The organism is Streptomyces sp. AA4 (genome assembly GCF_000158875.1).
In the GTDB taxonomy this organism is placed as follows: Bacteria; Actinomycetota; Actinomycetes; order Mycobacteriales; family Pseudonocardiaceae; genus Amycolatopsis.
This window is the reverse complement of sequence record NZ_GG657746.1, coordinates 8,396,281-8,409,038: the sequence shown is the minus strand read 5'-3', so window position 1 is coordinate 8,409,038 and position 12,758 is coordinate 8,396,281. Positions and strand designations below refer to the sequence as shown.

Sequence of the window (12,758 nt, the reverse complement as noted above, 5' to 3'; positions counted from 1 at the left end):
CTCCCCAAACGGCGAGATCAGCACCTTGGATGGTAACGCACGGCACTTGGTTCCCGCGCCGTGTTCGCGAATCTGCGAAGGTGCCTCCGAGCTGCGGACTTAGGCCGTATCGCAGATCTCGAAAAGGTCGCGAACCGCCACCGGGAGCCGCCGAAACGAAACCGCCCCCGGGAGAATCTCCCAGGGGCGGTTCACGGAAAAGATCCGTCAGTTCGCGGCCACGGCCTTGACCTCGAGACGGAGGTCCACCTTCACGTTCGGGTGCAGGCGGGCGTTGACCGAGTGCTTGCCGACCGTCTTGATGTGGTCGCGCAGGTCCAGGACGCGCTTGTCGAGCAGCGGGCCGCCCTGTGCCTTGATCGCGTCGACAATCTCGCCGGCGGTGATCGAGCCGAAGAGCTTCTTCGAGCCAGCCGCGGCCTTGCCGGTCAGCTGGATCGCGCCGAGGCCCTCGAGGGTCGCCTTGATCTCCTTGGCGTGGTCGAGGTCGCGGATGCGGCGGGATTCCTGCGCGCGCTGGATCGTGCGCACGTTCTTCTCCGCGCCCTTGCTCGCCACGATCGCGTAGCCGCGCGGCAGCAGGTAGTTGCGGGCGTAGCCGTCCTTGACCTCGACGATGTCGCCGGGGCCGCCGAGGTTCGCCACGTCGGTGGTGAGAATGATCTTCGCCATGACTAGTGCTCCCCTCAGCGCGCGGTGGACGTGTAGGGCAGCAGAGCCATCTCGCGCGAGTTCTTCACCGCGATGGCGATGTCGCGCTGGTGCTGGCTGCAGTTGCCGGTGACGCGACGGGCACGGATCTTGCCGCGGTCGGAAATGTACTTCCGCAGCAGGTTCGTGTCCTTGTAGTCGATCGTTTCCGGGCGGCCCTTCTTCTCGGCCTTGCAGAACACGCAGACCTTCTTCTTGGGCTTGCGAATGGGTGGCTTGGCCACTGGTGTACTCCTGGAATTCTAGAAAGAGATGAGATCAGAACGGGGGTTCGTCGGAGAAGCCTCCGCCGCCACCGCCCGCGGGCGGGGCCGAGCCCCACGGGTCGTCGGCGGGCGCGCTGTTGCCGCCGCCGCCGCGATTGCCGCCGCCTCCGTTGAAGCCGCCTCCGCCGCCGAAGTCACCACCGCCGCCGCCACCGCGGCTGACCTTGTTGACCTTCGCCGTCGCATAGCGCAGCGAGGGGCCGATCTCGTCGACCTCAAGCTCGACGACGGTGCGCTTCTCGCCTTCCTTGGTCTCGAAAGACCGCTGCTTCAGCCGCCCCTGCACCACCACGCGGGCACCCCGCGTGAGCGATTCGGCGACGTTCTCCGCCGCCTGCCGCCAGATGTTGCAGCGAAGGAACAGCGCCTCGCCGTCCTTCCACTCGCCGCTCTGACGGTCGAGCGTGCGCGGGGTGGACGCGACGGTGAAGTTCGCGACCGCCGCACCGGACGGGGTGAAGCGCAGCTCCGGGTCGGACGTCAGGTTCCCGACCACGGTGATGACGGTGTCTCCAGCCACGGATGGCGTCCCTTCGGCTCGGGCTCGGATCAGGCCTTGGCGGGCGCGGGCTTGGCCGCGGCCTTGACCTCGCGGCGCATGACCTTGGTGCGCAGCACGGTTTCCTGCAGCGACAGCTGGCGGTCCAGTTCCTTGACGGCCTCGGCCGTCGAGTTCAGGTCCAGCAGCGCGTAGATGCCCTCGGCGTTCTTCTTGATCTCGTACGCCAAGCGACGGCGGCCCCAGACGTCGACCTTCTCGACGCTTCCGCCCGAAGTGCGGATCACGTTGAGGAAGTTGTCCAGCGTGGGCGCGACCGTACGCTCGTCGAGCGTCGGGTCCAGGATGACCATTACCTCGTAATGGCGTGACATAACCACTCACCTCCTATGGGCTCGCGGTCACGGCGGTTCCGTGACAGGAGGGTTTGTCCAGGTAAGCGTACCCGGCGGGTCCGACAGTCCGGTGCGGCGGGTCAGCTGACGCGGCGCAGCACCCAGGTGCGGACGAGCCCGGCGGTGACGCCGGCCAGCACGATCACCGCGAGCAGCATCGGCAGCTGGACGTCCGAGGCGCCGCCCTGGCTCGCCAGCGCCTCGGCGTTGCCCGCGTTGCGGATGTCCGGACCCTGCTGACCCTGCGGGTCCTGTCCGGCCGACGGCTGCTGCGGCAGAGCGCCGGAGCCGGGCAGCGTGCCGTACCGCGCGCCGGGCGCGATCGCGGTGCCCAGCACGCCCGGATTGCCCGGGGTCGCGGCCGGGATGTTGCCGTAGTCGCGCGGCGGGGCGATGCCGGTCGAGCCCGGCTGGTAGTTGCCGAGCGGGTTGCCGCCGCCGTTCTGCGCGGGCGCGTTCCCGTTCCCGTTCGACGGGGCCCCGCCGTTCGACGGGGAGCTCGGGGACGACGGCGCCTGGTAGTTGTTCGCCACCGTGGTGAGCCCGCACGCGGCCGCGACCCCGCTGCGGATCCCGTTCAGCACCTTGGTTTTGGTGTCCGGCAGAACGCCGAGCCCCCACTCGTCCTTCAGCGCGTTCGCCACGACCTGGCCGATCGCGTCGCCGCCGATCGTGCCGCCCGCGGCGTTCGGGATCGCGCCGACCTGCAGGTTGCCCTTGTTCGCGATGGCGTTCGCCAGCGAATCCGGCCACACGGTCAGCAGCCGCCAGAAGTTGACCTGGTCCTTGGCCGACTGGCGGACGATCTCCTTGACCGCCGAACCCGGCACGGCGACCGAATCGCCCATGCCGCCGGTGACCGAGCCCGTGCACTGGTTCGCGAGCGTGGTCGCCGCGGACGCGGGACCGGCGCCCAGGAACGTGCCGCCGGAGAACAGGGCGGCGAGAGCGGTGACGGTGAGTGCTCGACGGGTTCGCTTCCAGGTGGGGATTTTCCGCACGAGCACTATCCTCCGGGGTCCGCGGGCATGGTTCGTCGCATCAGGAACAACGAATGGACTCCGGCAAAGATACTGGTGAGTTGGCCTAACCTACAGCGGCCATTCGGCGGAGCACCCAGGTGCGGACCAGGCCCGCGCTGACTCCGGAGAGTGCCAAAACTGCCACCAGAACCGGCCAGTCCAACCCGTTCGTGTGGTTGCCGCCGGTGCCCGGCAGTGCTTCGGCGTTACCGGCGTTCTGGATCGTGCGGTCGCCGCCCGGCGAACCGTCCGGGTTCTCGACGCCGTACTGCGGCGCGTAACCCGGGATCTGGCTGCCGTACCGCAGCGAGGGCGACGGGCTGAACAGTCCGGCCATCGCCATCGGGATGCCGCTGTAATCGCGCATAGGCGCGTATCCGGTGTTGTAGCCGTACGACAGATCGCTGAAGTTCGGCAGGAAGGCCGAGAACGGCGCGCCCCCGCCGCCCGCCCCGCCGAAGTCGCCGAGCACCGGGCTGGTCGAGCCCGGCATCTGGGACTGCTGCTGGCCGCCGGGCGAGCCGCCCTGCTGCGGGCTGCCGCCGTTGCCACCGGACGGCGGTTGCTGCGGGTTCGGGCCCGGGTTCTGCTTGCCCGGCTGGCTGCCGGTGAAGCCCTGGCCGACGGCGGCGACGCCCTGCTGCGCCGCGCTGGTGCCGCCCGCGACCGCGCCGTTGACCGCGCTCGCGACGGGCGCGCCGACCACCGGGACCGGCGCGACGACCGTGTTGACCACGTTCACCGTGACCTTGCAGACCGTGCCGAGGACCGCGTTGATGGTCCCGGTGAGCACGCCGGACGCCTGACCGACGATGCCGAGGTCGATCGGGAGGCCGAGCAGCGGAGTGGTCGCCTGGACGTGGTCGCCCGGATGAGCAGTGATGGTGGAACCGCAGGTCGCGGTCAGCGTGTCCGCCGACGCGGTGCCCGGTGCGGCGAGCGCGGCCGAGCCGGCCAGGACGAATGCGGCGGCGCCCACCGCGGTGGCCCTCCGTGCCCGGTGCTGCTGCATGGCCGTCGACCCTTTCGTCGCGTCCCGTTGTACCTGCCTCGCTGTGGACAACGACGGTAACGAAGACGAGTAACGCCCGCCTCCCCTCCGAGGTCAGGCATTCGGGTGGAAGCGAGCGCTACTCAGGGTGAGAGTCAGGCGGGAGTGCGGCGCAGCCACGCGCGCACCAGCGCGGCGGCCACCAGGGCGAGCGCCAGCACGGCGATCAGCAGCGGCAGCCGCGCGGGCGGGTTGGCCGCGGGCAGCGCCTCGGCGGTGCCGGACCTCTTCGCGTCGACCGTCGGCACCTGGTCCTGCGGCAGCTGGCCGGGCACGACCTGGGTGACGAGCGGGGCCTGCACGAAACTCGCCGGGAGCATCGCCGCTCCGGAGAAGATGCCGGACACCGCGTCGAGGCCGGACAGGCCGCCGACCGAGATCACCGGGCCGAGGGTGTCGCCGCCGGGGACGGGCTGGTCCGGGCCGCCGGGGCCGGGAGCCGGGGACGGCGGGCGGGGCGTGGGGTTCGGCGGCCCGGGAGTCGGCTGCGGGCTGGGGGTCGGAGTTCCCGGCAGACCGCCGACCAGCTTCTGGGTCGCGTTGCCGACACCGTTCGCCGCGGCCTGCACCATCGGGCAGGTGTCCTTCGCGGCCGTGTCGCCCACCGCCGGGACCTCGCCGACGCCCAGCGTGCGGACGGTGTCGCCGACCGGGAGCGTGAACAGCGTGTCGTTGCCGTCGGTCTGCTTGGCCTTCGAATCGAGGCCGACGGTGAGCCGGTTCGGCGCGTTGAGCGGAGCGCCCGCGTCGAGCGCGAGGCCGGTGCCTTTCTTGCCGTTCTGCAGCGTGGATTCGCAGTCGCCGCTCACCGTGGGGCTGGGATCGGCGGAAGCGACGGCGGGAAAGGCGAGAGCCGCGGACAGCAGCGGCGCCGCGAGCGCGACTCCGAGCGAAATCGTCCGTCCAGCGCGTTTCCGCATGCCTTTCCTCCCCCGACTGGATCACGGAACGCGCTCACGGTACTCCACGAGCGTCACCAACTCGGGCCGAAGGGGGAGATTCGCCCGGTAGTAGCGTCAGGGCATGCAGATTGGCGCCCATGTCCGAGACGACGATCCGCTGGCCGCCGTCGCCGAGCGAGAAGCCGACGTCGTCCAGTTCTTCCTCTCCGACCCGCAGGGGTGGAAGGCACCGAAACCGCATCCGCACGGCGAGGAGATCAAGGCCTCCCCGGTCGAGGTGTTCATCCACGCGCCGTACCTGATCAACGTCGCGTCCAAGAACAACCGGATCCGCATCCCGTCCCGCAAGAACGTCACGCAGCACGCCGACGGGGCCGCCGCGATCGGCGCGAAGGGCCTGATCGTGCACGGCGGGCACGTCGGCGCGGGCGACGACGTCGAGGAGGGCTTGGTCAACTGGCGCAAGCTTTTCGAGCGCGAGGCGGAAAAGGGCGGCTTCGCGGTGCCGATCCTGATCGAGAACACCGCGGGCGGCGACAACGCGATGACCCGCGAACTCGACGTGATCGCCCGGCTGTGGGACAAGGTCGGCGAGTTCGGCGCGGGCTTCTGCCTCGACACCTGCCACGCCTACGCGGCGGGCTGGGATCTCGAGACCGCGGTGGAGAAGGTCAAGGCCATCACCGGCCGGATCGACCTCGTGCACTGCAACAACTCGCGCGACGAACACGGTTCCAACCGCGACCGGCACGCCTCGGTGGTCGACGGCGACGGCACGATCGAACCGGAATTGCTCGCCGAGGTCGTGCGCCAGGCGGGCGCGCCGGTGGTCGTCGAGACGCCGGGCAAGGGCCAGGCCGCCGACATCGCCTACCTGCGCAAGCAGCTCGCCTGAAGTCCGGGAAGGACTCCTTGAGGGAATCAAGGAGTCCTTCCCGGCTCACGAGACCGGTTGCTCGGTGCGGGAGCGGCGGAAGGCGGCGAAGGTGACTTTGTCGCGCGCCCGCTCCAGCACGCCGCCCGCCGGGTCGTCGTCGCCGGAGAGCCGGACCAGGTCGGTGCGCGGACGGTAGATCTCGCGGATGACCAGCACGCACAGCCCGACGACGGCGAGGTCGCGGATGACGACCCCGCCGAGGAACCAGCCCGCGGGCAGTCCTTTGTGGTCGACGCCGAGGTAATAGAACATCCGGGGGCGCCCACACCGCCGCGTCGATGACCATCCAGCCGAGCAGGAGTCGCCAGCGCGGGATCGCCAGCACCGCCAGCGGGACGAGCCACAGCGAGTACTGCGGGCTCCATACCTTGTTCGTCAGCAGGAACGCCGCCACGACCAGGAACGCCAGCTGCCCGAACCGCGGCCGCCGCGGCGCGGTGAGCGCGACGTAGGCGATTCCCGCGCAGCAGGCCAGGAACAGCACTGCCACGACGATGTTCAGCACGGTCGGCGTCTGTCCTTTTTGGAGCACGCCGTCGAAACCCGCCCAGCCGGTGGCGTAGGAGACCACGTTGTAGAGCGAATCCGGGTCCATCGGGCGCAACGTGTTGAGCCGGAAGAACTCCCACCAGCCGCGCGGCGCGGCCACGATGAACGGGACGTTCACCACGAGCCAGGCCAGCACGGCGAACACCGCGGTGCGGCTCCACGCGCGCAGTTTCCCGGCGCGCAGGCACAGCAGGAACAGCACGCCGAGCAACAGCAGCGGGTACAGCTTGGTCGCGACGCCGAGTCCGAACAGGACTCCGGCGACCTCCGGCCGTTTTCGCGACCACGCGAGGATCCCGGCGGCGGTGGCCGCGGTGGCGAGCGCGTCGAAGTTCGTAAAGGTATGGACCAGTACGAGCGGCGAGATGGCGACGAGCACCGCGTCCCACGGCCGGCGTTTCGTCGTCCGCCCGGTGGCCCACACGGTGACCAGCCAGGCGAGCGCGAGCCAGAACGCGGAGATGTTGAAGTAGATCGCCACCGGCAGCGCGCCGGGCAGCCAGCCCGCGTTCGCGACGGACGTCCAGCCCGCCGCGAGTTTCGCGTTGATCCACTGGAACAGCCCGGTGACCACCGGGTACTCCATGTACCGGGTCTGGTTCTCGGCGGTCTGCGAATCCTCCTGCCACGACGTGACGTAGGGGAAGGTCTTCGCGTCGTCGAGCTTTTCCGAGCTGTAGAGCGGGACGATGTCGGAGTAGCACATCGCGACGAACGGACGGCCGGATCGCCAGTCGAGCTGGTGCACGCCATTGGAGTCGCTGTACTGCTGGATGCACGACGCCTTGCCGAACCAGCACAGCACCAGCGCGAGCACGGCCATCGCGAGCCCGACGCGCTGCGGCGACCAGAACCACTGCCTGCCGACCGCCGCGTGCGCGCCGATCGGACCGCCGATGGGTCTCGTCGCCGCGGCCACCAGCGGGTCGTGCCGGCTGGGGGCGATCCGCTCCGCCGGGGTGAGCGTGCGGGGAGCCGAATCCGGCTCTTCGGCGGAAGCGGGCTGGGAGACGCGGGACACGTCGGGATGCTATCGGTCCGCGGGTGGGGTGCCGGTCATTTCGGATCTGTCCGCGCCCCGTCCCTGGACCGGCGGCGGGGCTGGCCTAGGTCGGGTACTGGTTGAACCAGTACAAACCGACGAACAGGGCGGCCAGCCCGCCGCCGGCGAGGGCGCTCGCCACGACGGTGACGATCCTGCGGTGAGCGACAAGGATCCAGACCGTGCCGCCGACCGTGACCGCGGACAACACCAGCGGGACGACTGCGAACTTGTCGACCGCGGCCTGGCACTGCGGCGGCACCGCGGGGGCGTTCGCCGACCGCGTGCAGGCCACCGCGGTCAGGAAGAACGGGACGCTCGACATCGCCACCGTGACCACGGCTCCGAGCAGGAACACTCCGAGCGCCATGCCCAGGCTTCGCTTGCTGAGCATCGTCCGGTCCGTTCTTCCCGACCACGTCTTCAGGATCGCAACGCGTCTTGCAGCGCGTTGGCGTACAACGTAGCGCCGTTCTGGTTTGGATGGAGCGACTGCTGGCGGGCGGTTTCCGGTTATCTTGGATCCTCGTAAAACCCGGCAAGCACCTCGAATGCGGCGCCGAGGGCCACCGCCTCCTCGTCGAGGTCGCTCACTTCGACGTCGATGCGCTGCCAGTACGGCACCGGCAGCAGGTCGCGCAGCTGCTGCGAGACCGTTTCGCGGTAGACCTCGGGCGCGCCGCGGATGGTCCGTCCGAACAGGACGATGCGTTCGAGATCGAGCACCTGCACCAGGTCGGCGAGCCCGATGCCGAGCAGCCGGGCGGCGTCGTGCGGGGTGCCCGCGGCGCGGTGCATGACCTCGACGCAGCCGCGGCGTCCGCAGGCGCAGCGCGGTCCGGCGTAAGCGATGGTGGTGTGGCCGAACTCACCCGCGTTGGTGCGCGGACCTCGGTAAACGCGTCCGTCGATCAGCAGGCCGACCCCGATTCCGGTGCCGACGAGCACCACCGCGGTCGCCGCCGAGGTTTCCTCCGGCCAAGCGTGCGCGAAGGCGGCGGAGTTGGTGTTTTTGTCCAGTGTGACCCGCAGGCCGGTGCGTTCGGCGAGCAGATCGCGCAGCGGGACGTCGTGCCAGCCGGGCATGTTCGTGGCGTCGCGGACGCGGCCCGCGCGGTGGTCGAGCGGTCCCACCGCGCCGACGCCGAGCCCGAGCACCCGGGTCGGATCGACGTCGGAGAGCAGTTTGCGCACGCCGTCGGCGATCGCGGTCACCGCGGTTTCCGGGCTGAAGCCGATCGGCAGCGGGCCTTCGACGATCTCCTCGACCTCGCCGGTCAGGCCGGTGCGCAGGACAAGAAAGCCGTCGCGGTCGAGCTGCGCGCCGAGTGCGCAGCGGGCTTCCGCGCGCAGCCGCAGCATCGTGCGCGGTTTGCCGACGCCGGCCGCGGGTGCGCGTTCGACGTCCAGCAGTCCTTCCGGAAGCAGGTCGGACACGATTTTCGACACGGCCTGCTGGGTCAGCCCGGACCGCTGCGCCAGCTCGACCCGGCTCAGCCCGCCCGCGCGCAGGATGTGCCCGAGCAGCAGCGCGCGGTTGTGGCGTCGCAGCCCGCGCAGGTTGACGCCGGTTTCCGCCATCGGCCGATCATCGCGGACGGGTGGCCTATTACGCAACAGTGTTGTTTAATAGCGGGCATGGCTGATGACGCGCGGGTCGGCATCCTCGGATACGGGATCGGCGGCCGGATTTTCCACGCGCCGCTGGTCGCGGCGACGCCCGGCCTGGTCCCGGCCGTGCTGGTGACCGCGAACCCGGAGCGAGCGGCGCAGGCGCGCGCCGAGCATCCCGGCGCCGAGGTGGTCCCGGACGCGGACGCGCTTTTCGCTCGCGCGGGTGATCTCGACCTGATCGTGGTGACCACGCCGAACCGCACGCACGTGCCGCTCGCCCTGCGCGCGATCGAGGCCGGGATCCCGGTGGTCGTGGACAAGCCGTTCGCGCCGACGGCGGCCGAAGCGCAGCAGGTCGTGGACGCGGCGAAGGCCAAGGGTGTCGGGCTCACGGTCTTTCAGAACCGCCGCTGGGACTCGGATTTCCGCACTGTCGCCAAGGTGCTCGAGTCGGGTCGGCTCGGCAGCGTCTTCCGCTTCGAATCCCGCTACGACCGCTGGGTGCCGAAGATCAAGGACAACTGGCGCGAGTTCGGCGACCCGGCCGAGGCGGGCGGGCTGCTTTACGACCTCGGCGCGCACATCGTCGACCAGGCGCTGCAGCTGTTCGGACCGGTCACCCAGGTCTACGCGGAGGTCGACCGCCGCCGTCCCGGCGTGCAGGTGGACGACGACGTGTTCGTGGCTCTGCACCACGCAAACGGTGTGCGGTCGCACCTGTGGTCGTCCGCGCTCGCCGGCACCCGCAACCCGCGCTTCCGCGTGCTCGGCGACCAGGCGACGTTCACCAAATACGGCCTCGACGTCCAGGAGCCGCAGATCAAGGCCGGTCTCCGCCCCGGCGACGACGGCTGGGGCGTGGAGCCGGAAAGCGATGCCGGTCTGCTCGGAGTGAACGACGACACCGAAGTGGTGCCGACCGAAACCGGTTGCTACGAAGCGTTTTACGCCCAGGTCCGCGACGCGCTGCGCGGCGAGGCCGACTTCCCGGTGGACCCGGCGAGCGCGGTCGAGGCGTTGCGGGTGATCGAGGCCGCGCACCGCTCGGGCGCCGAAGGCCGCGTGCTCACACTCGGCGGCTGAAGCCGCCCTCCGAACGGCCGTGGCCGCGACGGCCTCCCCCCACCGTCGCGGCCACGGCCTTTTTCGTCACTCCTGCGGCGGTTGCTCGCCGGTCGACGGACCGCCGCTCGGCGGGTTGTGCGACGACGGCCTGCCCGACGGCCAATGCGGGAGCCCGCTCGGCCAATGCGGCTGGCTGGGCCCGCCGGTGATCGGCCCGCCGTGGTCGTTCCCGTTGCCGGGGTCGGGTTCGTTGCCGCCGGTCTGCGGCGGCGGCTGCTCGTCGCCCGCGTTCTCGTCCCCTTGCTGCGGCGGCGGGGCTTGCGCGCCGATCAGCGGCACCTGGTCGAACTTCTCCGCCGGCTTGCCCTTGAGGTAGCCCTCGAGGAACTTCTGCCACATCGGACCCGCGATCGTCGAACCGTAGATCGGCGACGTGCCCGAACCGTGCAGCGCCTGGTCGCCGTCCGCGCCGACCCACGCGGCGACCGAGACCGACGGCGTGTAGCCGACCATCCAGGTCTGCGCGTTCGCGTTAGCCGCCCACGCCGGTTCGCCCGGACGCTTCGTGTGCTGCTGGGTACCGGTCTTGCCGGCGCATTCGTGGCCGGACGGGCACTTCAGGTGCGAGAAGTCGATCACCGGACCCAGCGCCATGGTCACGTTGCCGGCGATCTGCTTGCTCTTGTCCGCGCTGCTGTCGAACGCCGGTTTGCCCGCGCTCGTCTGTGCCTCGTAGGCGACCTCGTTCTGCCCGTTGGTCACCTTCTGCACGAAGTGCCGGTCGCGCTGGATGCCGTTGGCCGCGAAGGTCGCGTACGCACTGGCCATGTCCGCGGGCGTGACCTGGGTGTTCCCGCCGCCGAGGGCGATGTTCGCGTCCGCGGTCGAGATCAGCGACTTGCCGCCGTTGTCCTTGGTCTTCACGCCGGCTTCCTGCGCGGCCTGCCCGACCGGGCCCGGATGCGTCTGGTTCAGCACCATGTCGTAGAACACCGTGTTCGCCGACCGTTTCATCGCCTCGGCGACCGTGCACTGCCCGGAGCAGCTGGAACTGGGACCCGCGTTGCGCACGACGCGACCGTCGAAGACCCGGTTGTTGCTGCCGTCGAAGGTCTCATTGATCCCCTTGCCCATCTTGAGGAACGCGGTGAGGTCGAACGCCTTCATCGACGACCCGGGGTTCTGCGGGGTGTTCGCCCAGTCGCGCGCGCCCTGCTTCTTCCCGTTCACGTCGACGGTCGCCGGTCCGCCGTAGTACGCGAGCACGCCGCCGGTCTTCGGATCGACCGCCACCAGCGAATCGAGCAGCCGATCGTCCGACTGGTCCTTCAGCGCGTCGGTCGCCACCTGCGTCGCGACCTCCTGGGCGCGCTTGTCGATGGTGGTCTGGATCGTGTAGCCGCCCGCGTAGTACTTGTCGTCGTCGATGCCGTGCTGCGCCAGCTCGGCCCGCGCCTGGACGGTGATGAATTTGTACGGCGCGTTCGCGTCGTCCTTCGATTCCTCGAGCGGGATCACGGCCGGGAACTTCGCCGATTGCCGCTGCTGCGCGGTGATGTACTTGTTCTCGAGCATCCGGTCGAGCGCGGTGTTCCAGCGGCCTTGGGCCACCTTCGGGTTCTCCGAACGACCCGGCTGCTGGATCAGCCCGGCCAGCAGCGCGGCCTCGGAGTAATCCAGCTTCGAGACGTCCTTGTGGAAGAAGGCCTGCGACGCCGCGCCGACGCCGTACGCCCCGCGCCCGAAGTAAATGATGTTCAGGTACGCGGTGATGATGTCCTGTTTCTCGTACGTTTGGTTCATCTTGAAGGACTTCGCCAGCTCGGTCCATTTGCGGGTGAGCGTCGGGGCGTCGTTGTCGGTCGCCTTCTTGATGTACTGCTGCGAGATCGTGGACCCGCCGCCGGTGCCGCCGGTGAGGTTGTTGAACACCGCGCGGAGCAGGCCGGTGACGTCGAAGCCGGAGTTGGTCTCGAACGTCGCGTCCTCGGTCGCGATCACCGCGTGTTTCACCACGTCCGGGATCTGCTGCGGGGTGAGGATCTGCCGGTTGCCGCCGGAGGGCACGTCCTTGCCCATCGGGCTGCCGTCGGCGTAGAGGTAGGTGACGGCCTGGTTCTGGCCCTGCGCGACGCTCTGCGGCGAGGGCACGTCGACCAGGAAGTAGGTGATCACGAACGCGATCGCCGGGAGCACGATGAAGAGGCCGACGAACGCGTAGGCACAGCGCCGGATGATCTTCCAGCGTCTCTTCTTGCGCTGCGCGGGCGTGCGGCCCTTCTTGTCCACGTCCTCCGGCGGATAGACCTCGTCCGGGTCGAGCGGACCCTCGTCGCGGTACCCGGCGTCCCGGTAGCCGGGGTCGCGGTAGTCGTCCTCGACCATCCGGTGGGTCATCAGCTCCGGCTCGCGCTGCGGCGGCGGCACCGGGCGACGGCCGGGCGGCGGCGGACGGCGGCCCGGCGGCGGAGAACCCGCGGGACCCGCCGGGCCCGTCGGACCGGCGGCCGGACGCTGCGGGCCGCGGGCCCACGGCGGCGGCCCGGGCTGGGACGGGGGTGGTTGACGCCGCGGGTCGGGTTCCCGGTCGGGCCAGGAGCGGCTGCGGTCGTCGTTCACTGCGGATCCTCTTCTCGGACACGGGCAGCCTGCGGACGCAGAAGGCCCTCTGTTGACCAGACGCGGCGACCCCGGTCGAGGTTCAC

At 70.1% G+C, this 12,758-nt stretch carries 12 protein-coding genes and 1 pseudogene; 2 read left to right on the top strand and 11 right to left on the bottom strand.

The features are described 5' to 3' along the window. Positions 1-207: 207 nt before the first annotated feature. From rplI to SSMG_RS38470, 7 genes are all read right to left on the bottom strand, one after another. Positions 208-672, bottom strand: a complete 465-nt coding sequence (gene rplI / locus SSMG_RS38500; RefSeq protein WP_009085244.1) for a 50S ribosomal protein L9 — start codon at positions 670-672, stop codon at positions 208-210. A 14-nt stretch (positions 673-686) separates the two neighbouring features. Further along, entirely contained in the window at positions 687-935 is a 249-nt protein-coding gene (gene rpsR / locus SSMG_RS38495) for a 30S ribosomal protein S18 (protein WP_009085242.1), read from the bottom strand. Positions 936-969: 34 nt separating this feature from the next. Beyond that, complete coding sequence (locus SSMG_RS38490; protein ID WP_009085240.1) at positions 970-1,497, bottom strand: single-stranded DNA-binding protein; 528 nt, start codon at positions 1,495-1,497, stop codon at positions 970-972. Positions 1,498-1,526: 29 nt separating this feature from the next. Next, complete coding sequence (gene rpsF / locus SSMG_RS38485; RefSeq protein ID WP_093572314.1) at positions 1,527-1,850, bottom strand: 30S ribosomal protein S6; 324 nt, start codon at positions 1,848-1,850, stop codon at positions 1,527-1,529. A gap of 101 nt (positions 1,851-1,951) precedes the next feature. Beyond that, complete coding sequence (locus tag SSMG_RS38480) at positions 1,952-2,872, bottom strand: hypothetical protein (RefSeq protein ID WP_199786110.1); 921 nt, start codon at positions 2,870-2,872, stop codon at positions 1,952-1,954. Between the two features lie 85 nt (positions 2,873-2,957). Beyond that, positions 2,958-3,872 carry a hypothetical protein gene (locus SSMG_RS38475; protein ID WP_037716286.1) on the bottom strand — a complete coding sequence of 305 codons (915 nt, stop codon included), beginning with the start codon at positions 3,870-3,872 and terminating at the stop codon, positions 2,958-2,960. A gap of 167 nt (positions 3,873-4,039) precedes the next feature. Continuing rightward, a complete protein-coding gene (locus SSMG_RS38470; RefSeq protein ID WP_009085234.1) occupies positions 4,040-4,864 on the bottom strand; it encodes a hypothetical protein in 825 nt (274 codons plus the stop codon). Positions 4,865-4,967: 103 nt separating this feature from the next. Here SSMG_RS38470 and SSMG_RS38465 point away from each other — a divergent pair, with 103 nt between their 5' ends. Then, entirely contained in the window at positions 4,968-5,741 is a 774-nt protein-coding gene (locus SSMG_RS38465; protein ID WP_009085231.1) for a deoxyribonuclease IV, read from the top strand. Positions 5,742-6,174: 433 nt separating this feature from the next. Here SSMG_RS38465 and SSMG_RS47445 read toward each other — a convergent pair. The 3 genes and pseudogenes from SSMG_RS47445 to SSMG_RS38450 form a co-directional block, all read right to left on the bottom strand. Continuing rightward, a pseudogene (locus tag SSMG_RS47445) lies at positions 6,175-6,918 on the bottom strand (glycosyltransferase 87 family protein); the annotation flags it as partial. 520 nt (positions 6,919-7,438) lie between these two features. Beyond that, a complete protein-coding gene (locus SSMG_RS38455; protein WP_009085228.1) occupies positions 7,439-7,768 on the bottom strand; it encodes a hypothetical protein in 330 nt (109 codons plus the stop codon). A gap of 119 nt (positions 7,769-7,887) precedes the next feature. After that, positions 7,888-8,955 (bottom strand): ROK family transcriptional regulator, encoded by a 1,068-nt coding sequence (locus tag SSMG_RS38450; protein WP_009085226.1) that lies wholly within the window; start codon positions 8,953-8,955, stop codon positions 7,888-7,890. A 57-nt stretch (positions 8,956-9,012) separates the two neighbouring features. On the opposite strand from SSMG_RS38450, the gene SSMG_RS38445 reads away from it, so the two are divergent. Next, complete coding sequence (locus SSMG_RS38445) at positions 9,013-10,071, top strand: Gfo/Idh/MocA family oxidoreductase (RefSeq protein WP_009085225.1); 1,059 nt, start codon at positions 9,013-9,015, stop codon at positions 10,069-10,071. A 66-nt stretch (positions 10,072-10,137) separates the two neighbouring features. On the opposite strand, the gene SSMG_RS38440 is transcribed toward SSMG_RS38445, so the two are convergent. Continuing rightward, positions 10,138-12,672: a transglycosylase domain-containing protein gene (locus SSMG_RS38440; RefSeq protein WP_199786109.1), complete on the bottom strand. Its 2,535-nt coding sequence runs from the start codon at positions 12,670-12,672 to the stop codon at positions 10,138-10,140. Between the last annotated feature and the right edge of the window lie 86 nt (positions 12,673-12,758).

Coding starts and splice junctions, on each gene's coding strand:
- SSMG_RS38445 (WP_009085225.1), top strand. CDS start 9,013: ATGGCTGATGACGCGCGGGTCGGCATCCTCGGATACGGGATCGGCGGC.
- SSMG_RS38470 (WP_009085234.1), bottom strand. CDS start 4,864: ATGCGGAAACGCGCTGGACGGACGATTTCGCTCGGAGTCGCGCTCGCG.
- rpsF (WP_093572314.1), bottom strand. CDS start 1,850: ATGTCACGCCATTACGAGGTAATGGTCATCCTGGACCCGACGCTCGAC.
- rplI (WP_009085244.1), bottom strand. CDS start 672: ATGGCGAAGATCATTCTCACCACCGACGTGGCGAACCTCGGCGGCCCC.
- SSMG_RS38465 (WP_009085231.1), top strand. CDS start 4,968: ATGCAGATTGGCGCCCATGTCCGAGACGACGATCCGCTGGCCGCCGTC.
- SSMG_RS38455 (WP_009085228.1), bottom strand. CDS start 7,768: ATGCTCAGCAAGCGAAGCCTGGGCATGGCGCTCGGAGTGTTCCTGCTC.
- SSMG_RS38450 (WP_009085226.1), bottom strand. CDS start 8,955: ATGGCGGAAACCGGCGTCAACCTGCGCGGGCTGCGACGCCACAACCGC.